This window comes from Pseudomonas sp. Con_6, assembly GCF_059379395.1.
On record NZ_CM182011.1, the window covers coordinates 5038682 to 5058056 of the forward strand.

General features: G+C 64.5%; 18 protein-coding genes and 1 pseudogene. 12 read left to right on the forward strand and 7 right to left on the reverse strand.

What is annotated here, in order from left to right; all coding sequences use genetic code 11:
• Positions 1 to 8 precede the first annotated feature (8 nt).
• The 8 genes from hyi to AC5QPF_RS22400 all read left to right on the forward strand — a co-directional run bounded on the left by hyi (position 9) and on the right by AC5QPF_RS22400 (position 9952).
• Positions 9 to 791 (forward strand): hydroxypyruvate isomerase, encoded by a 783-nt coding sequence (hyi, locus tag AC5QPF_RS22365; RefSeq protein WP_494959932.1) that lies wholly within the window; start codon positions 9 to 11, stop codon positions 789 to 791.
• Positions 792 to 936: 145 nt separating this feature from the next.
• Positions 937 to 1830, forward strand: a complete 894-nt coding sequence (locus tag AC5QPF_RS22370; protein WP_494959933.1) for a 2-hydroxy-3-oxopropionate reductase — start codon at positions 937 to 939, stop codon at positions 1828 to 1830.
• A gap of 160 nt (positions 1831 to 1990) precedes the next feature.
• Positions 1991 to 3271 carry a DUF4147 domain-containing protein gene (locus AC5QPF_RS22375; protein WP_494959934.1) on the forward strand — a complete coding sequence of 427 codons (1281 nt, stop codon included), beginning with the start codon at positions 1991 to 1993 and terminating at the stop codon, positions 3269 to 3271.
• The gene (pyk, locus tag AC5QPF_RS22380) at positions 3261 to 4676 is read left to right on the forward strand and encodes a pyruvate kinase (protein WP_494959935.1); all 1416 of its coding nucleotides are present in this window, start codon (positions 3261 to 3263) and stop codon (positions 4674 to 4676) included. The genes AC5QPF_RS22375 and pyk overlap by 11 nt, the downstream gene beginning before the upstream one ends.
• Before the next feature lie 156 nt (positions 4677 to 4832).
• The gene (locus tag AC5QPF_RS22385; protein ID WP_494959936.1) at positions 4833 to 5702 is read left to right on the forward strand and encodes an urea transporter; all 870 of its coding nucleotides are present in this window, start codon (positions 4833 to 4835) and stop codon (positions 5700 to 5702) included.
• 104 nt (positions 5703 to 5806) lie between these two features.
• Positions 5807 to 6631, forward strand: coding sequence for an ion transporter (locus tag AC5QPF_RS22390; RefSeq protein WP_494959937.1), 825 nt, complete (start codon positions 5807 to 5809; stop codon positions 6629 to 6631).
• A gap of 94 nt (positions 6632 to 6725) precedes the next feature.
• Positions 6726 to 7727 (forward strand): sulfate ABC transporter substrate-binding protein, encoded by a 1002-nt coding sequence (locus AC5QPF_RS22395; protein ID WP_494959938.1) that lies wholly within the window; start codon positions 6726 to 6728, stop codon positions 7725 to 7727.
• 197 nt (positions 7728 to 7924) lie between these two features.
• Complete coding sequence (locus AC5QPF_RS22400; protein ID WP_494959939.1) at positions 7925 to 9952, forward strand: mechanosensitive ion channel domain-containing protein; 2028 nt, start codon at positions 7925 to 7927, stop codon at positions 9950 to 9952.
• Between the two features lie 151 nt (positions 9953 to 10103).
• On the opposite strand, the gene AC5QPF_RS22405 is transcribed toward AC5QPF_RS22400, so the two are convergent.
• Positions 10104 to 11012, reverse strand: a complete 909-nt coding sequence (locus AC5QPF_RS22405; protein ID WP_494964230.1) for a class I SAM-dependent methyltransferase — start codon at positions 11010 to 11012, stop codon at positions 10104 to 10106.
• Between the two features lie 42 nt (positions 11013 to 11054).
• A pseudogene (locus AC5QPF_RS22410) lies at positions 11055 to 11947 on the reverse strand (DMT family transporter); the annotation flags it as partial.
• 137 nt (positions 11948 to 12084) lie between these two features.
• Here AC5QPF_RS22410 and AC5QPF_RS22415 point away from each other — a divergent pair.
• From AC5QPF_RS22415 to AC5QPF_RS22425, 3 genes are all read left to right on the forward strand, one after another.
• Positions 12085 to 12522, forward strand: a complete 438-nt coding sequence (locus AC5QPF_RS22415) for an Lrp/AsnC family transcriptional regulator (RefSeq protein WP_316918792.1) — start codon at positions 12085 to 12087, stop codon at positions 12520 to 12522.
• A gap of 443 nt (positions 12523 to 12965) precedes the next feature.
• Complete coding sequence (locus AC5QPF_RS22420) at positions 12966 to 14495, forward strand: cytosine permease (protein ID WP_494959940.1); 1530 nt, start codon at positions 12966 to 12968, stop codon at positions 14493 to 14495.
• 55 nt (positions 14496 to 14550) lie between these two features.
• Positions 14551 to 15279: an aspartate/glutamate racemase family protein gene (locus AC5QPF_RS22425; protein WP_494959941.1), complete on the forward strand. Its 729-nt coding sequence runs from the start codon at positions 14551 to 14553 to the stop codon at positions 15277 to 15279.
• Between the two features lie 314 nt (positions 15280 to 15593).
• Here the strand turns inward: AC5QPF_RS22425 and AC5QPF_RS22430 are convergent, their stop codons facing one another.
• Entirely contained in the window at positions 15594 to 16265 is a 672-nt protein-coding gene (locus AC5QPF_RS22430) for a histidine phosphatase family protein (protein WP_494959942.1), read from the reverse strand.
• 208 nt (positions 16266 to 16473) lie between these two features.
• On the reverse strand, positions 16474 to 16812 hold the full coding sequence (locus AC5QPF_RS22435; RefSeq protein ID WP_494959943.1) for an FKBP-type peptidyl-prolyl cis-trans isomerase: 339 nt from the start codon (positions 16810 to 16812) through the stop codon (positions 16474 to 16476).
• A 170-nt stretch (positions 16813 to 16982) separates the two neighbouring features.
• Here AC5QPF_RS22435 and AC5QPF_RS22440 point away from each other — a divergent pair, with 170 nt between their 5' ends.
• The gene (locus AC5QPF_RS22440) at positions 16983 to 17498 is read left to right on the forward strand and encodes a D-alanyl-D-alanine carboxypeptidase family protein (RefSeq protein WP_494959944.1); all 516 of its coding nucleotides are present in this window, start codon (positions 16983 to 16985) and stop codon (positions 17496 to 17498) included.
• Here the strand turns inward: AC5QPF_RS22440 and AC5QPF_RS22445 are convergent.
• From AC5QPF_RS22445 to AC5QPF_RS22455, 3 genes are all read right to left on the reverse strand, one after another.
• Entirely contained in the window at positions 17495 to 17899 is a 405-nt protein-coding gene (locus AC5QPF_RS22445) for a GFA family protein (protein ID WP_494959945.1), read from the reverse strand. The genes AC5QPF_RS22440 and AC5QPF_RS22445 overlap by 4 nt on opposite strands.
• Before the next feature lie 76 nt (positions 17900 to 17975).
• Positions 17976 to 18914: an NAD(P)-dependent oxidoreductase gene (locus AC5QPF_RS22450; protein WP_494959946.1), complete on the reverse strand. Its 939-nt coding sequence runs from the start codon at positions 18912 to 18914 to the stop codon at positions 17976 to 17978.
• A 42-nt stretch (positions 18915 to 18956) separates the two neighbouring features.
• Positions 18957 to 19367, reverse strand: coding sequence for a hypothetical protein (locus tag AC5QPF_RS22455; protein WP_494959947.1), 411 nt, complete (start codon positions 19365 to 19367; stop codon positions 18957 to 18959).
• Positions 19368 to 19375 lie beyond the last annotated feature (8 nt).

Consider the following 19375-nt stretch of genomic DNA (forward strand, 5'->3'; position numbering starts at 1 on the left):
AGAATTCCATGCCACGTTTTGCCGCCAACCTGTCCATGCTGTTCACCGAACAGGACTTCACCGCCCGCTTCAAGGCTGCCGCCGACGCTGGTTTCAGCGGTGTCGAGTACCTGTTCCCGTACGACTACCCGGCGACCGAGATCAAGCAACTGCTCGACGCCCACGGCCTGACCCAGGTGCTGTTCAACCTGCCGGCCGGCGACTGGGCCAAGGGTGACCGCGGCATCGCCTGCGACCCGGCCCGGGTCGAGGAATTCCGCAGCGGCGTCGACCTGGCCATCGCCTACGCCAAGGTCCTGGGCAACACCCAGGTCAACTGCCTGGCCGGCATCCGTCCACAAGGGCGGCAGTGCGCCGACGTGCGCAAGACCTTCGTCGACAACCTGAAGTTCGCCGCCGACAAGCTGAAGGCTGCCGGGATCAAACTGGTCATGGAAATGATCAACACCCGCGACATCCCCGGTTTCTACCTGAACACCACCCAGCAGGCCCTGGAGATCCAGGCCGAGGTGGGCAGCGACAACCTGTTCCTGCAGTACGACATCTACCACATGCAAATCATGGAAGGTGACCTGGCGCGGACCATGGAAACCAACCTGGCGAAAATCAACCACATCCAGCTGGCCGACAACCCGGGCCGTCACGAACCGGGCACCGGCGAGATCAACTACCGCTTCCTGTTCGAGCACCTGGACCGCATCGGCTACCAGGGCTGGGTGGGCGCGGAGTACAAGCCCAAGACCACCACCGAGGAAGGCCTGGGCTGGCTGAAGACCCATAACGCGATCTAACAAGCACCGCCCTCCCCTGTGGGAGCTGGCTTGCCAGCGATGAGGCCCGACCGGACAACATCGTTGCTGCTGCCGGCCCTATCGCTGGCAAGCCAGCTCCCACAGGGACCGCGTCGCTCCTGATTAAAAGAAGAGGCAATTTCTCATGGCTAAAATCGGTTTCATCGGCACCGGCATCATGGGCCGCCCAATGGCGCAGAACCTGCAGAAAGCAGGTCACAGCCTGTTCGTTTCCACCCACCACGACGCAGCCCCTGCCGACCTGATCGCCGCTGGCGCCGTGGCCCTGGCCAATCCGAAGGAAGTGGCCCAGGAAGCCGAATTCATCATCGTCATGGTCCCGGACACCCCGCAGGTCGAAAGCGTCCTGTTCGGTGACAACGGCGTCGCCGAAGGCGTTGGCCCGAACAAGATCGTGATCGACATGAGCTCGATCTCCCCTACCGCCACCAAGGCCTTCGCCGAGAAGATCAAGGCCACCGGTGCTGCCTACCTGGACGCACCGGTGTCCGGCGGCGAAGTCGGTGCCAAGGCCGCGACCCTGAGCATCATGGTCGGCGGCTGCCCGAAAGCCTTCGAGCGCACCCTGCCGCTGTTCCAGGCCATGGGCAAGAACATCACCCGCGTCGGTGGCAACGGTGACGGCCAGACCGCCAAGGTCGCCAACCAGATCATCGTCGCCCTGAACATCCAGGCCGTCGCCGAAGCCCTGCTGTTCGCCGCCAAGAACGGCGCCGATCCGGCCAAGGTCCGCGAAGCACTGATGGGCGGCTTCGCGTCGTCGAAGATCCTCGAAGTGCACGGCGAGCGCATGATCAAGGGCACCTTCGATCCAGGCTTCCGCATCAGCCTGCACCAGAAGGACCTGAACCTGGCCCTGCAAGGCGCCAAGGAGCTGAACATCAACCTGCCCAACACCTCCAACGCCCAGCAAGTGTTCAGCACCTGCGCGGCCATCGGTGGTGCCAACTGGGACCACTCGGCGCTGATCAAGGGCCTGGAACACATGGCCAACTTCTCGATCCGCGACGACAAGTAAGCACGACCTGCACGCCGCGGAGCGAAGGGCCGCGCATCGTCCCTTTCATTCTTGTGGCTGGCAGTTGCAACCGCGCAACACCGCCCCTGGTTCAGCCTGCACGGAGGCCGTCCCAGGGGCGTTTTTGATTCTGCAGAACAATAAGATTTGGAGGCCTGAGATGTCGGTCGATCCGCAACAATTTCTCCGCGACCTGTTCGCCACGGCCATCGATGCCGCGCACCCGCGTCAGGTCCTCGAAGCCCACCTGCCCGCCGACCGCAGCGGCCGGGTGATCGTCATCGGCGCCGGCAAGGCCGCTGCGGCCATGGCCGAAGTGGTCGAGCGCGCCTGGCAGGGCGAAGTCCGCGGCCTGGTAGTGACCCGCTACGGCCACGGCGCCAGCTGCTCGAAGATCGAAGTGGTGGAAGCCGCCCACCCCGTCCCCGACGCCGCCGGCCTGGCCGTGGCCAAGCGCGTGCTGGAGATGGTCAGCGACCTCGGCGCCGACGACCGGGTGATCTTCCTCCTGTCCGGCGGCGGCTCGGCCCTGCTGGCCCTGCCGGCCGAAGGCCTGACCCTGGCCGACAAGCAGCAGATCAACAAGGCCCTGCTCAAGTCCGGCGCCACCATCGGCGAGATGAACTGCGTGCGCAAGCACCTCTCGGCGATCAAGGGCGGACGCCTGGCCAAGGCCTGCTGGCCGGCCACCGTGTACACCTACGCGATTTCCGATGTGCCGGGCGACCTCGCCACGGTCATCGCCTCCGGCCCCACCGTGGCCGACCCGAGCACCTCGGCCGAAGCCCTGGCGATCCTCAAGCGCTACAACATCGAAGCGCCGAAAGCCGTGATCGACTGGCTGAACAACCCCGCCTCGGAAACCGTGAAGGCCGACGACCCGGCCCTGGCCCGCAGCCACTTCCAACTGATCGCCCGGCCCCAGCAGTCGCTGGAAGCCGCTGCGGTGAAGGCCCGGCAAGCCGGCTTCAGCCCGCTGATCCTCGGCGACCTGGAAGGCGAATCGCGGGAAGTGGCCAAGGTCCACGCCGGTATCGCCCGCCAGGTGGTCCTGCATGGCCAGCCACTGGCCGCGCCCTGCGTGATCCTCTCCGGTGGTGAAACCACGGTGACCGTGCGCGGCAATGGCCGTGGCGGACGCAACGCCGAGTTTCTCCTCAGCCTCACCGAAAGCCTCAAGGGCCTGCCCGGCGTGTACGCCCTGGCCGGCGACACCGACGGCATCGACGGCTCGGAAGACAACGCCGGCGCCCTCATGACCCCGGACAGCTACGCCCGCGCCCAGGCCCTGGGCCTGTCGGCCTCCGACGAGCTGGACAACAACAACGGCTATGGCTACTTCGCCGCGCTCGACTCGCTGATCGTCACCGAGCCGACCCGCACCAACGTCAACGATTTCCGCGCCATCCTCATTCTTGAGACTGCCCAACATGACGCCTGACAAAAAAGTCAAAATCCTCGCCACCCTCGGCCCTGCCATCAAAGGTATCGACGACGTCCGCGCCCTGGTGGAAGCCGGGGTCAACATCTTCCGTCTCAACTTCAGCCACGGCGAGCATGAAGACCATGCGATGCGCTACCAGTGGATCCGCGAGGTGGAAAGCCAGCTGAACTACCCGCTGGGCATCCTCATGGACCTGCAGGGGCCGAAGCTGCGGGTCGGCCGCCTGGCCGAAGGCAAGGTCATGCTCCAGCGTGGCCAGTCCCTGCGCCTGGACCTCGATCCGACCCCGGGCGACGCCACCCGGGTCAACCTGCCGCACCCGGAAATCATCGCCGCGCTGGAACCGGGCATGGACCTGCTGGTGGATGACGGTCGCCTGCGCCTGCAAGTGACCGCCAAGCACGCCGACGCCATCGACACCCGCGTGCTCAACGGCGGCGAGCTGTCCGACCGCAAGGGCGTGAACGTGCCGCAGGCGGTGCTGGACCTGAGCCCGCTGACCGCCAAGGACCGCCGCGACCTCACCTTCGGCCTGGAACTGGGCGTGGACTGGGTGGCGCTGTCGTTCGTGCAGCGTCCCGAGGACATCGTCGAGGCCCGCCAGTTGATCGGCGACCGCGCCTTCCTGATGGCCAAGATCGAGAAGCCCTCGGCCGTCACCCAACTGCGCGAGATCGCCGAACTGAGCGACGCGATCATGGTCGCCCGTGGTGACCTGGGCGTGGAAGTGCCGGCCGAGGCCGTGCCGCAGATCCAGAAGAACATCATCGCCACCTGCCGCCAGCTCGGCCGTCCGGTGGTGGTGGCCACGCAGATGCTCGAATCGATGCGCTTCTCCCCGGCACCGACCCGCGCCGAGGTGACCGACGTCGCCAACGCCGTGGCCGAAGGTGCCGATGCGGTGATGCTGTCGGCGGAAACCGCCTCCGGCGACTACCCGCTCGAAGCCGTGCAGATGATGAGCAAGATCATCCGCCAGGTGGAGTCCGGCCCGGACTACCAGACCCAGCTCGATGTCGGCCGGCCGAAGGCCGAGGCCACCGTGTCCGACGCCATCAGCTGCGCCATCCGCCGCATCAGCGGCATCCTGCCGGTGGCGGTGCTGGTCAACTACAGCGAATCCGGCAACTCGACCCTGCGCGCCTCCCGCGAGCGGCCACGGGCGCCGATTCTCAACCTGACCCCGAACCTGGTCACCGCGCGGCGCCTGAGCGTGGTCTGGGGCGTGCACTCGGTGGTCAACGACCGCCTGCGCCAGGTCGACGAAGTCTGCTCCACCGCATTGGAAATCGCCCAGGCCCAGGGCATGGCCAACCGCGGCGACACGCTGCTGATTACCGCCGGTGTGCCTTTTGGCCAACCGGGATCGACTAACTCGCTGCGGATCGAAACCCTGCTTTGACCCTTTCGCGGGGCAGGCCGGCGGTCATCGCTTCATCCGCGTGAAGCCGTGGCCGCCAGCGTGCTCCGCGATCCACGACAGAAGAAAAGCTGTACCCGTAACCGTGGGAAAACACACGCCCAAAGAGGCGCCCCACTTCACTTCAGACCTACTGCCATGTACACGAAGAATTTTGTAAACCCGTGCCCGGACTGGGCCACTGCCTTGCTCAACGGCTTCAGCCAGGTGCTGCTGCAGCGCAATCCGCTGTGCGGCCTCTGTTGCCTGCTGGCCATCCTCATTACCGCACCGCAACTGATCGGCGGCGCGCTGCTGGGTGCCCTTGCCGGGCTGCTCACGGCGCAGCGCCGCGGCTACAACCGCGCCGACCGCCAGGCCGGACTGTACAGCTACAACGGCGTGCTGATCGGCGTGCTGTTCAGCTACCTGCTGCCGTGGTCGCCGTTGCTGCTGCCGCTGATCATCGCCGCCGCCGGGCTGAGCAGCATGCTCGTGCACCAGTGGCTCAAGCGCGGCGGCTCGGTGTTACTGCCGGCCTATACCCTGCCCTTCGTGCTGGCGGGCTGGGCCTTGTTGCTGGTGGCCGAGCCCGCGACGACGGCCAATACGCCAGTGCCGGCCAGTGCCCTGGATGCGCTGGCGCGGGGGCTGGGGCAGATCTTCCTGCTCGACCAACCGCTGGCGGGGATGCTGATTGCCCTGGGGCTGTTGTTGGCGGATCGCTATGCCGCGGCCTGGGCCTTCGTTGGCGCGGCTATCGGCGGCAGTGTCGCGCTGCTCGGTGGAGAGGCCACGGCGGCCTACATGGGGCTGTATGGCTTCAACGCGGCGCTGGCGGCGCTGGCCTTCAGCGGAACCCGGGCGCAGCCGTGGAAGCCGTTGCTGGCGATCGTGCTGGCGATCGCGGTGCAGCCGTTGTTCAACCTGCTGCCGATTCCGGGGCTGACGGCGCCGTTCATCGTGGCGTGCTGGATGGTGCGGCTGGGGGATGTAAAAGGGACCGGGGTGCAGAGTCGCTGCATCTGACGCTATCGCTGGCAAGCCAGCGATTGGGCCCTGGAAGCTTGCACAACTGCCGGATCCCACCCTAGGCTTCCCAGCACCACCCCGCTTTTGGAACCACCATCCCTATGGACACCCCCCAGAGCCTGCGCGAACGGCTCTATGTCATCGTCTTTCAAACCGACACCATCGCCGGCCGCCGCTTCGATACCATCCTGCTGCTGATCATCCTCGCCAGCCTGGTCACCGTGATCCTCGACAGCATCGACGAGGTCCATCAGAGCTACGCCGGCCTGCTCGCCGCCATCGAGTGGGGCTTCACGGCGGTGTTCCTGGTCGAGTACCTGCTGCGCCTGTACTGCTCGCCCAAGCCCATGCGCTACGCCTTCAGCTTCTACGGCCTGGTCGACCTGCTGGCCATCGTCCCCGGCATCATCGCGTTGTACTACAGCGACGCCCAGTACCTGCTGATCATCCGGGTCATCCGCATGCTGCGGATCTTCCGCGTACTCAAGCTCAGCCCCTACCTCAAGCAGGCCCACTACCTGCTCGACGCCCTGCGGGGCAGCAAGCAGAAGATCATCGTGTTCCTGGTCAGCGTGTCGACCCTGGTCACGGTGTTCGGCACCCTGATGTACGTGGTCGAAGGTCCCGAACACGGCTTCACCAGCATCCCCAAGGGCATCTACTGGGCCATCGTCACCCTGACCACCGTGGGCTTCGGCGACATCGTGCCGAAGACGCCGCTGGGCCAGGTCATCTCCTCGATGGTGATGATCACCGGCTACTCGATCATCGCCGTGCCCACCGGTATCTTTACCGCCGAACTGGCCAACGCCATGCGTGGCGAGCAACTGCGCCATGATTGCCCGGTTTGCCGTAAAGGCAGCCACGAACATGGCGCCGCGTTCTGCTCGCGCTGCGGCAATGCGTTGTTCAAGAAGCTGGAATAAGCACAGTACTTTTTAATCTTTTTGTGCCTAAGCGGCGTTTGGCTATAGTCGCTGGCACAATGCCTTTAACTCCAATGCCAACAAGGAATGCACAGTGAAAAAACTCTTCGGTGCCTCGCTTCTCGCCGCGAGCCTGGCCGTGGGCAGCGTTGCCCAGGCCGCTCCTGCTCCGCTGCTGAACGTCTCCTACGACGTGATGCGCGACTTCTACAAGGACTACAACGTCGCCTTCCAGAAGCACTGGGAAGCCGAGCACAAAGAGAAGATCAACATCCAGATGTCCTTCGGCGGTTCGAGCAAGCAGGCCCGCGCCGTGATCGACGGCCTGCCGGCCGATGTCATCACCATGAACATGGCCACCGACATCAACGCCCTGGCCGACAACGGCAAGCTGGTCCCGGACAACTGGGTGACCCGTCTGCCGAACAACAGCGCGCCCTTCACCTCGGCCACCGTGTTCATCGTGCGCAAGGGCAACCCGAAAGCACTGAAGGACTGGCCGGACCTGCTCAAGGATGGCGTGCAGGTGATCGTGCCGAACCCGAAGACCTCGGGTAACGGCCGCTACACCTACCTCTCGGCCTGGGGCTACGTCCTCAAGACCGGCGGCGACGAAGCCAAGGCCAAGGATTTCGTCGGCAAGCTGTTCAAGCAGGCGCCAGTGCTGGACACCGGTGGCCGTGCCGCCACGACCACCTTCATGACCAACCAGATCGGCGACGTGCTGGTGACCTTCGAGAACGAGGCCGAGATGATCGCCCGCGAGTTCGGTCGCGACCAGTTCGAGGTGATCTACCCGAGCGTGTCCGCCGAGGCCGAGCCGCCGGTGAGCGTGGTGGACAAGGTGGTCGACAAGAAAGGCAGCCGCGCCACCGCCGAGGAATACCTGAAGTACCTGTGGTCGCCTGAAGCCCAGGAAATCGCCGCCGCCAACTACCTGCGCCCGCGGGATCCGGCGGTGCTGGCCAAGTACACCGACCGCTTCCCGAAAGTGGAATTCCTCTCGGTGGAGAAGACCTTCGGTGACTGGCGCACCGTGCAGAAGACCCACTTCAACGATGGCGGGATCTTCGACCAGATCTATACCGGCAAATAAATCTGGGGCCTGACTTTAGGGCTCCATCGCTGGCAAGCCAGCTCCCACAAGGTCTCCACTGGCTTCGAAAGCGGCGCGGTACCTGTGGAAGCTGGCTTGCCAGCGATTGGCCCTCCGGTATTGCAAATCCCTCGCAGAAAAACCCGCCCGAGCATTGTCTACCCTTTCCGTCACCCCACGGCTGAAAGGAGTACCCCGTGATCCGTACCCTCCTCGTCCTCCTGCTCTGTACCCTGCTCGGGACGCCCGCATTCGCCGCCGGCCCGTTGTCCGCCATCACCGGCGAACCGCCGGCCAAGGAGCCGGAACCCGTGGTCCAGGGCGGCTTGCTCGGTGCCCTGGCCAACGGCCTGGACGATGTCTCCGACGAACTCGACCTCGACCACCACCTGCTCGACGCCTGGCGCCTGCGCGCCGACCGTGCGGCCAACGAGGCCGGACAACTGGTCACCCGGCACAGCCCGGAAGACAGGCTGCAGATGGCCCGTGACTTCCTCATCCTCAGCGCCGCCTGGGCCGCCAGCTTCGCCTTGCTCTGCTACCTGGGCCGCCTCGCCTCGCGCCGATCGGCGCGCACCCGGCTCCTGCGCGAACGCCCGCGCCCGCAAAAACTGCTCGGCTACCTGCTGTCCTTTACCCTGCCCGCGCTGATCAGCCTGCCCGCCGCGCTGTTCGTCAGCCGTCAGCTGGACCCCTCGGTGGGCCGCGCCCTGGGCATGAGCCTGGCCTACGCCACCAGCAGCGGCCTCTTCTCCACCTCGATCATCCTCTGCCTGATCACCCTCTTCGACGTCGGCCACAAGCGCGCCGCGGTGCGTATTCTCCGCGAGTCAGCGCCACGGCCGCTGTTCATGGTGGGCTTCCTCGCCGCCTGGAGCGACGCCCTGACCAGTCCGCAGATCGTCCGCCAACTGGGCGGCAACCTGACCAGCAGCACCGCCGCGATCACCGGTCTGCTGGCGACCCTGACCTTCGCCGTGCTGGTCCTGCGCTCGCGGCGCCCGGTGGCGCACCTGATCCGCAACCGCAACCTCAAGGAGCGCCTGCAACACCGCGCCGTGCAGGAAACCCTGCGAATCTTCTCGGCACTGTGGTACCTGCCGATCCTGATGATGATCCTGGTCTCGGCGATCAACCTGATCGGCGCCGGCGAGGAAAGCCAGCGCGCCCTGCAGAAGGCCCTGCTGACCACCGTGCTGCTGATCGGCACGGTGTTCCTCAGCATCACCCTGCAGCACCTGTTCAAGCCACGGCAGACCGAACAGCGCCTGCGCCCCTACAAGGAACTGCTCTACAGCCTGGCTCACGCCCTGCTGCGCATCGCCATGGCGGTGGCCTTCATCGAACTGCTCGGGCGCATCTGGGGCTTCTCGGTGCTGGACTTCGCCCTGCGCAACAGCCTGGGCCGGGCGATCAGCGACTCCCTGAGCAGCATCGGCCTGATCCTGCTGGTGACCTGGCTGCTCTGGGTGGTGATCGACACCGCCATCCAGGAGGCCCTGAAACCCACGCCGGGCAAGCGCAATTCGCGCCAGCCCAGCACTCGCACGCGGACCATCCTGCCGATGCTGCGCAACGCCACCAAGGTGGTGCTGGTGGTGATCTGCACCATCACCACCATGGCCAACCTGGGGATCAACGTGGCGCCGTTCCTCGCCGGTGCCGGGGTGGTCGGCCTGGCCATCGGCTTCGGCTCGCAGCAACTGGTGCAGGACGTGATCACCGGGCTGTTCATCCTGATCGAGGACACCATCGCCATCGGCGACTGGGTGGTGCTCGACTCCGGGCATGCCGGAACCGTCGAGAGCCTGACCATCCGCACCCTGCGTCTGCGCGACGGCAAAGGCTTTGTGCATTCGGTACCCTTCGGCCAGATCAAGGCGGTCACCAACCAGTCGCGGCAGTTCGCCTATGCGTTCTTCTCGGTGCAGTTCAGCTATGACTCGGACGTGGACACGGCCCTGAAGCTGATTCGCGAGGCGGGACAGTCGATCAGCGAGGACCCGATCCTGAGGCACAACCTGCAGGGGCCGTTGCAGGTGTTCGGGGTGGACAGCATGAACCTGAATGGCATGACCCTGACGGCGCAGTTCAGGACCACGTCGGGCGGGCAGTATGCGGTGAACCGGGCGTTCAACGAGCGGTTGAAGAAACTGGTGGACCAGACCGACGAGGTGAGTTTTGCCCAGTACAACCCGTTGCCGCAGCGGGATGTAGCTCAATAATTTGTGGTGTTCTTGAGGGCCTCATCGCGGGCAACGCCCGCTCCCACAAGGTTCGGCAATGGACACAGGGTCTGTGTCGTTCTTGAGGGCCTCTCGGCGGCAGGCACAGGACCTGTGGAAGCGGGCGTTGCCCGCGATGAGGCCCTGAAGGTCAGCGGAAGACCAAAGCCTTCAAACCACCACCCACCTCGATCTCGGGAAACTCCGGCGGATTCTCCAGCCGCTCGACGAACCTCAACCCCGGCGCCTGCTCTGCCATCCCCTGGATCAGGAACTCCGGCCCGATCCCCGGATCGTTCACGCAGGCCAGCACCGTCCCGTCCTCGTTCAGCAACTCCGGCAGACGCCGCAGGATCTTCGCGTAGTCCTGGGTCAGGGCGAAGCTGCCCTTCTGGAAGGTCGGCGGATCGATGATGATCAGGTCGTAGGGCGCCGACTTGCGCACCTTGCCCCAGGACTTGAACAGTTCATGGCCAAGGAAACCGACCCGGCTCAGGTCATGGTCATTGAGCCGGTGATTGTCTCGCCCGCGGGACAGCGCCGCCCTGGACATGTCCAGGTTGACCACCTGCTCCGCTCCACCCGCAATCGCCGCCACCGAGAAACCGCAGGTGTAGGCGAACAGATTGAGCACCCGCTTGCCCGCCGCCTGCTCGCGAACCCAGCGCCGGCCGTAGCGCATGTCGAGGAACAGCCCGTTGTTCTGCTTCAGGCCCAGGTCCAATTGGTAGCGCAAGCCATCCTCTTCGATCACCTTCGACTCGCAGGGCTCCCCCAGCAGCCAGTGGCCGGGGCTGTCCGGCAGGTAGCGATGCTGGATCAGTACCGCCACGCCTTCCGGCGCCAACCCGCGCAACATGGCTTGCAGTTCCGCCAGTTGGCCTTGCGGCGGCTCGCGGAACAGCGCCACCAGCAACACACCCTGCAGCCAGTCCACGGTGATCTGCTCCAGCCCCGGCCAGCAGCGCCCGCGGCCATGAAACAGCCGCCGGGTTTCACTCGGCGGCGGGTTCAGGGCGGTCAGCAGGTGGTGGTGCAGAGTTTCGATGGCAGCGGTCATGGCGGGTTTTCGGCGAACTAAAGCGGCGCATTCTACGCCTTTGCGTCGCTCGCGCGGACGGCGGATTTGAACCACCAGCCCCGTTGCATGCCGGCAGCCGCCAGCAGGATCGCCGCCACGCCCAGCCATTGCAGGGCTTCCAGGCGGTGACCGAACGCGATCCAGTCCACCCCGATGGCGGCGATCGGATAGATGAACGACAGTGCGCCGGTCAGCGCGGTCGGCAGTTTCTGGATTGCGCCATACAGCAGCACGTACATCAGGCCGGTGTGAACGATGCCCAGGGTCACCAGGCTACCCAGTTCGGCATGACCGGTCGGCAAGCCGCCGAGGTTGGCGAACGGCGCCAGCAACAGCACCCCGGTGCACACCTGGATCAGCGCGATCAGATGCGGCGGCGTGCCGGTCAGGCGCTTGATGACCAATGCCGCGACGGCATAGAGGAACGCCGCGCCGAGGGCCAGGGCGATGCCCAGCAGGTAGGCGTCACCGCTCTCGCCCTGGCTGCCGTGGGCACTGACGATGGCCAGCATGCCGGCGAAGGACACACCCAGCCAGAACAGCTTGGGCACGGTGATCTTCTCGCCGAGGAACAGCGCCGCCAGGCCCACCAGCATGAACGGCTGAACGTTGTACACCGCCGTGCCGATGGCGATGGACGCCCGCGAATAGGAGGCGAACAGCAGCACCCAGTTGCCGACGATGGCCACGCCACTGAGCACGGCGAGCAGGAAGGTCGTGCGGGTCAGCAGGCCCGGGCGCAGGAAACCCATGGCCGCGCAGATCGCCAGCAAGGTGGCGGCGCCGAACAGGCAGCGCCAGAACACCACATCCAGCACCGGTTGCCCGGAGACCAGCACGAACCAGCCAATGGTCCCGGAGATCAGCATGGCGCCGATCATTTCCAGCGAACCGCGACGCAGCGAATTGTCCATCACGCACCTCCCAGTAGATGTGACAGATTATGACGAGGGTCTTGCGGGCCGTTCCAGTGGATAAACAAGGCTGGAATGTCGGCTAACCTTTGTTATCAAGGCAATTACACCAACTCACCTTACGAGGCGTGTTACCCATGACCGATGCCATCGACCAACTGCTGCTCAATGCCCTGATGGAGGACTCGCGGCGCTCGCTGAAGGCGCTGGCCAGCCTCACCGGGCTGTCCGCCCCCAGCGTCAGCGAACGCCTGCGACGCCTGGAGGAACGCGGGGTGCTCAAGGGTTACACGGTGGAAGTGGATGCCCGCAGCTTCGGCTACCAGCTGCAGGCCATCGTGCGGATCCGGCCGTTGCCGGGGCAGTTGCATGAGGTGGAACGGCAGATCATCGCCATTCCCGAGTTCACCGAGTGCGACAAGGTGACCGGGGATGACTGCTTTATCGCGCGCCTGCATGTGCGCTCGATGGAGCAGTTGGACACCTTGCTGGACAAGCTCAACAGCCATGCCGAGACGAGTACGGCGATCGTCAAGAAGACCCCGGTGAAGCGGCGGTTGCCGCCGATGGATTGATGTACGCGGTCAACCTGTGGGAGCGAGTCAACCTAAAAACTGTACACATACATGTAACTTTAAGTGCCATTTTTGTGTGCAATTTTTCCAGCAAGCGCCCCATAACGTTACATCCCCCGCTCCAACTAATTTGACCAATCGATCAGTATTTAACCGCTTTAAAAAATAAATCCTGCTTATTTGGTCAACTTATAAATTCGGAATTTCATCAACTTACAAAAAATCCAAACAACTTCAACAACATAGCCAACCCCCCACTGAAGTTCCCGTGGCATGGAACTGGCTAACCTCTGCTCGTGCTTTGTATACAAATTTCATAAATCCAGAGCACACATAGATCCGCCCACCTGCCGTCGCCGGGTAGCGGAATGCCCCTAACCAATTGGTTCTCGTGGTTTAACAACCAGGCCTCACCGCGCCACGAGTATCAGGAGCACGCCGGAATGAGCATGAGTCTCTACAACAAGACAGAACTGGACTTTTCCTCGTCTATCCCCGAACCGTCGACGCAGCCGCAACACCCCGTTACCCTCAGCCCCCGCCTGCACAACCACGACCTGGCCCCGACCAAGGCCGAAGGTCGGCGCTGGGGGCGCTACAGCATCTTCGCCCTGTGGACCAACGATGTGCACAACATCGCCAACTACTCCTTCGCCATGGGTCTCTACGCCATGGGCCTGGGTGGCTGGCAGATCCTGCTGTCACTGGGTATCGGCGCGGCGCTGGTGTACTTCTTCATGAACCTGTCCGGCTACATGGGCCAGAAGACCGGCGTGCCGTTCCCGGTAATGAGCCGGATCGCCTTCGGCATCCACGGCGCGCAGATCCCGGCACTGATCCGCGCGGTGATCGCCATCGCCTGGTTCGGCATCCAGACCTACCTGGCCTCGGTGGTCCTGCGGGTGCTGCTCACCGCCGTCGCCCCGAGCCTCGCCGTGTATGACCAGGATTCGATCCTCGGCCTGTCCAGCCTCGGCTGGGTGTGCTTCGTGGCGATCTGGCTGGTGCAACTGGTGATCCTCGCCTACGGCATGGAGATGGTGCGCCGCTACGAGGCCTTCGCCGGCCCGGTGATCCTGCTCACCGTCACCTGCCTGGCCGCCTGGATGTACACCCAGGCCGGCTTCGACATCGCCTGGTCGGTTCGCGAGCCGCTGACCGGCACCGCCATGTGGCACAACATCTTCGCCGGCGGCGCGCTGTGGCTGGCAATCTACGGCACCCTGGTGCTGAACTTCTGCGACTTCGCCCGTTCTTCGCCCTGCCGCAAGACCATCCGCTCCGGCAACTTCTGGGGCCTGCCGGTGAACATCCTGGCCTTCGCGGTGATCTCGGTGCTGCTGTGCGGCGCGCAGTTCAAGATCAACGGCCAGATCATCGACAGCCCGACGCAGATCATCGCCAGCATCCCCAACACCTTCTTCCTCGTGCTTGGCTGCCTGGCCTTCCTGATCGTCACCGTGGCGGTGAACATCATGGCCAACTTCGTCGCCCCGGCCTTCGTTCTCAGCAACCTGGCGCCGCGGGTCCTCAACTTCCGCCGCGCCGGCATGATCAGCGCCACCCTCGCCGTGCTGATCCTGCCGTGGAACCTCTACAACAGCCCGCTGGTGATCATGTACTTCCTGTCCGGCCTCGGCGCCCTGCTCGGCCCGCTGTACGGCGTGATCATGGTCGACTACTGGCTGGTGCGCAAAGGCCGGGTCAACGTACCCGAGCTGTACAGCGAAGACCCGAAAGGCGCCTACCACTACCGCCGTGGCGTCAACCCGCGAGCCATCGCCGCGTTCATCCCGGCCGCGCTGCTGGCCATCGTCCTGGCCCTGGTGCCCAACTTCGAAACCATCGCGCCGTTCTCCTGGATGATCGGCGCGGGCATCGCCGGCCTGCTCTACCTGCTGATGGCGCCACGCAACCGGCAGTACGCCGAGGTCAGCGGCGAATCCATTGCCGTCGACAGCGTCAGCCACTGATTCCTTGTTCAGGCCCGGGACTGCCGGGCCGTCACTGCCTTAGCGAGACCCCCACATGCGTATCCTGATCGTCAACGTCAACACCACCGAAGCCATTACCGAGGCCATCGCCCGCGAAGCCCAGGCGGTCGCCGCGCCGGGCACCGAGATCATCGGCCTGACCCCGTACTTCGGTGCCGAGTCGGTGGAAGGCAATTTCGAAAGCTACCTGGCCGCCATCGCCGTGATGGACCGCGTGCTGGCCTACGACGGCCCCTACGACGCGGTGATCCAGGCCGGCTACGGCGAGCATGGCCGCGAAGGCCTGCAGGAGTTGCTCAATGTGCCGGTGGTGGACATCACCGATGCGGCCGCCAGCACCGCCATGTACCTCGGGCATGCCTACTCGGTGGTAACCACCCTGGACCGCACCGTGCCGCTGATCGAGGACCGCCTCAAGCTCTCCGGCCTGTACGACCGCTGCGCCTCGGTGCGGGCCAGCGGCATGGCCGTGCTGGAACTGGAAGAGCAGCCGGAACGCGCCCTGGAAGCCATCGTCGAGCAGGCCGAGCGGGCGGTACGCGAGGACAAGGCGGAAGTGATCTGCCTCGGCTGCGGCGGCATGGCCGGCCTGGACGAGAAGATCCGCCAGCGCACCGGCGTGCCGGTGGTAGATGGGGTCAGTGCGGCGGTGAAGATGGCCGAGTCGCTGGTGCAACTGGGCCTGTCCACGTCCAAGAGCCGTACCTACGCCACGCCGCGGACCAAGCGCATCGTTGGCTGGCCGGCGCATTTCGGTCGTTGAGATTCCGGTAGCTGCTGTCTCCCAGCAGCGGCACACCGGTGAGGAGCGGCGGAACGCACGCCGACCCGCTCCCACACCCGCCGGATGCCCAGGCCCAGGAACCTGACGCATCCGGCAAACCCGGCAATACCTCTTTGCGAGGCGCGGTCCGAGACCGACGCCTCGTTTTTTTACGCACTCAGAACACTGGAGAACGTTGTAGGAACTGGCTTGCAAGCGATGGGGCCTGATCAGACAACGTCGTCGTCAACTCTGACCCAATCGCTGGCAAGCCAGCTCCCACAGGGTTTTGCGTTGGCAGTGAGGAATGTGTTTCAGACCCCGGCCTTCGGACAGCTCGCTTCACCGCCATCCAGCCCCTGTTTCACATTGCGGCTGAGCATCGTCGCCTTGCCGTCATGCCAGGTCAGGGTCAGCACGTACAGCGAATCGAAATCGCTGTTCTCCCAATCCTCGGTGATCACCCGCTTCTCGCCCAGGGCCTTGCCGGCCACGGCGTTGATCAGTTCCGGGAGATAGCCATGGGACCAGGCGGTATACACCGTGGCATTGCGGTACTTGTTGCTGGTCAGCTCGCGGGCCAGGGCATTGGTGTCATTGGCGCCGTAGTCGATGTTCACCGGCAGGCCGAGCTTGATCGCGCTGGGGCTGATGGTCATCAACGGCCGCAGGTAGCTGTAGCTGTCGTCATTGGCGCCCTCTTCCACCTCACGGGTGGGATCGGCGGCGAACACGTAGTCGGCCTTGCCGAAGCGCTCGGGGAGCACGGTGGCCAGTTCGAGGGCGCGGTTCAGGCCCTGGCAGTTCAGTTGGCCGAGACCTTCACCCGGCTTTTCCGCATGGCGCAGGAATACCAGGGTCTGGGTGCCGTCGACCGGCGTGGCGAAACTGTCGAAGGTGGTGAATCCGAGGAGGGCGGTGCCAGCAGCGAGCACACAGCCAAGCAGCGCCTGGCGGCGCGAGGGGAAGGTCACGGGCAACTTCATGATGAACCCTTGAGGACAAAGACATGGAACCAACCCGCCAGTGCTGCCCCGCGGCCGAAGCCGCGGAGCATCCCTGTCTGTCGTTCCTTCCTTGGATGCGGGCGTCCTTGAGAGTGCAGCAGGCCCGATTGGTTCTGTCCTTGGGGTGCTCATCCGTAAGCTGGGTGTGACTCTACCCAGCCGGTGTTACGAAATTAAGACGCCCGACTCAGTCGTCGCGGGTCAGGACTTCCAGCACTTCGATCTCGAAATGCAGGTCCGAACCCGGCGGGATCGAGCCGACGCTACGCTCGCCATAGCCCAGGTGCGCCGGCACGAACAGCTTGCGCTTGCCGCCCACCTTCATGCCCATCAGGCCGATATCCCAGCCCTTGATCACCCGCCCGGTGCCGATCACGCACTGGAACGGCTTGCCGCGCTGGTGCGAGGAATCGAACACGCTGCCATCGGCCAGCGTCCCGGTGTAATGGGTGGTGATCAGGGCGCCCTTGACCACTTCCTTGCCGTCGCCCAGCTGGACGTCGGTGATTTGCAGTTCATCGCTCATGGCGCGGACCTCTTTCTTCAAGCTGTGACATAGGTCGCAGCCTTTTCTCAGGAATATCAGTAATTTGCAACAACAGGATGGGCAAACTCCGAGTGAGGGCAAACCTGCGTCAAAGCAGATTCAGCGCAATCAGCTAGGATCACCCGGACAAGCGTCACAAGGACATAACAATGAACGAGAAAATCAAGGCGCTGTGCGAGGAACTGGGGATCGGCGAGGAACTGCTGATCGCCCGTGGTTTCGTCGAATATCCGGAAGCACCAGTGCTGGCCATTGCCGAGATCGACGCGGATGGCCGCCGCTTCGAACTGGAACCGAACGCCGCCGCGGCCTGGCGCGACCTGCGTGCTGCGGCGGCACGGGATCATGTCGAGCTGTGGCTGGTCTCGGCATTTCGCAGCATCGAATACCAGGCGAAGATCATCCGCTACAAGCTGAACAAGCAGCAGGACCTGGAACAGATCCTCGCCCTCAGCGCACCGCCTGGCTTCAGCGAGCATCACACCGGCCGGGCGGTGGATATCAATTCCCTGGAACCCGAGTTCGAGCACAGCGCGGCCTTCGAATGGCTGAAGCTCAATGCCGAACGCTTCGGTTTCCATCTCTCCTACCCGCGGGACAATGCCATGGGCTATCAGTTCGAGCCCTGGCACTGGTGCTACCGGGCGCCCCTGCTGGCCGGTTAGCTGAACTGCGCCACCACCTCGGCGCCGGTCATGTTCTGTGTCTGGTTGGAGAAGCAGTAGTAGGACGGTTTTTCGTCGATATACACCTGCAGATTGAAGTCCCAGGCGTGTTCACCATCCAGCACGCCCACCGGGATAGCGAAGAAATTACCGCCCTTGAGGCGGTAGAAGAGGTGGCTGCCGCATTTTCCGCAGAAACCGCGCTCGGCCCAATCGGAGGAGCCGAAGACCGTTGGCTGAGCGCCTCTGAACTGCGGCGCCTGGCTGCTGTGGACGGTGAGCAGCGGGCCGCCGTTCCACTTGCGGCACATGCTGCAATGGCAGGCACCTAGGCCGTTGTCGTCGAGGGTGACGGTGAGCTGGATGGCGTTGCACAGGCAACTGCCGTGATGGGTGGTCATGTGAGCTCCTTGCCAGGGTGAATGGCTGGTGAGTGTAGCCAATATCTTGCTGACACCGCAGAACCCTGTGGCGGGTTCAAAAGGTCACGGGCGTCAGCACCGGCTCGCCCGCAAAGAACGCCTGCATATTCTTCAACACCAGCGCCACCATGTCCCGTGCCGCTTCGGGCGTCTGCGCCGCAACATGCGGGGTCAGCACCACGTTGCCCAACTGCTTCAACTCATCCGGCACCGACGGCTCTTCATCGAACACATCCAGCCCCGCCCCGGCAATCCGCCCTTCGCGCAGTGCCGCGACCATCTCGGCGGTAGACACCACGCTGGCCCGGGCGATATTTACCAGGTAACCCTGCGGCCCCAGCGCATCCAGCACCTCGCGCCCGACCAGCGCCCTGGTATTGGCCCCGCCCGGCGTGGCGACAATGAGGAAATCCGACTCCCGCGCCAACTCCAGCACGCTCTCGCAGTACTGGTACGGCACGTCATCGCGCCGCGAGCGATTGTGATAGCGCACCTGCATGTCGAAGCCGAGCGCGCCCCGTTTGGCGATGGCCATCCCCACCGCACCCAGCCCGAGAATCCCCAGGCGCTTGCCCGCCAGCGACGGACTGATCACCCGGTTCCACTGTCCCAGCCGCGTGGTGGCATCAGCCCGGGTGATATCCCGGACCACCGCAAACAGCAGGGCCATGGTGTGATCCGCCACCGCCGAGGCATTGGCCCCGGCGCCATTGGTAACGACGATACCCCGCGCCGCAGCGGCAGCCAGGTCGACCTGCTCGTAACCGGCGCCGATCACGCAGATCAGTTGCAAGGCCGGCAACGCGGCGATTTCCTCGGCGGTGATACCCAGTGGCCCACGGGTCAGCACCACATCGATCTCCGCTCCATGGCGAGCGATCGCCTCGGTGCGCAAGGCCGGCGTCTTGGCGCGGATCAGGCGATATCCGTTGTCTTCCAGCAGGGGCAGGTAGTCGTCGACCGTCTCCACCAGCACCAGTACCGTCTTCGTCATCTCGGGCTCCCAGGCGATAAGCGAGGGGCCATTATGCCGAGATTACTGGCTGAACGCGCGGCCCAGACCGCCTGGCACGCCGCTGGAGTCGGTGTCCTGCCACGGGCCTTCAGGATTGGTCGACCAGCTCCAGCCGTTGTTCCAGCGGTAGTAGGTGCGCTGGCGGTAGAAGGTGTTGGTCTTGCCTTCGAGCACGTACACGCCGAGCTTCGGGTCCCAGTGGCTGGCGCCGCCCGGTGGCGGGGCGAAGCTGGCCGAGGTGCGCGGCATGGGTTTCGGCGTCGGGGTAACGGTGGGTTTCGGTGCGGTCGGGCCCGGCTTGATTACCGGGCCCGAGGGTGGCAGGGTTTCGATCGGCGGCAGTGGTTGGCGATCCGGCTGCTGCTGGTGCACCGTACAGGCGCTCAACCCCAGGGCCAGTGAAATCAGGGTCAGGCGTACGGTGCTGTTCATGGAAGCTC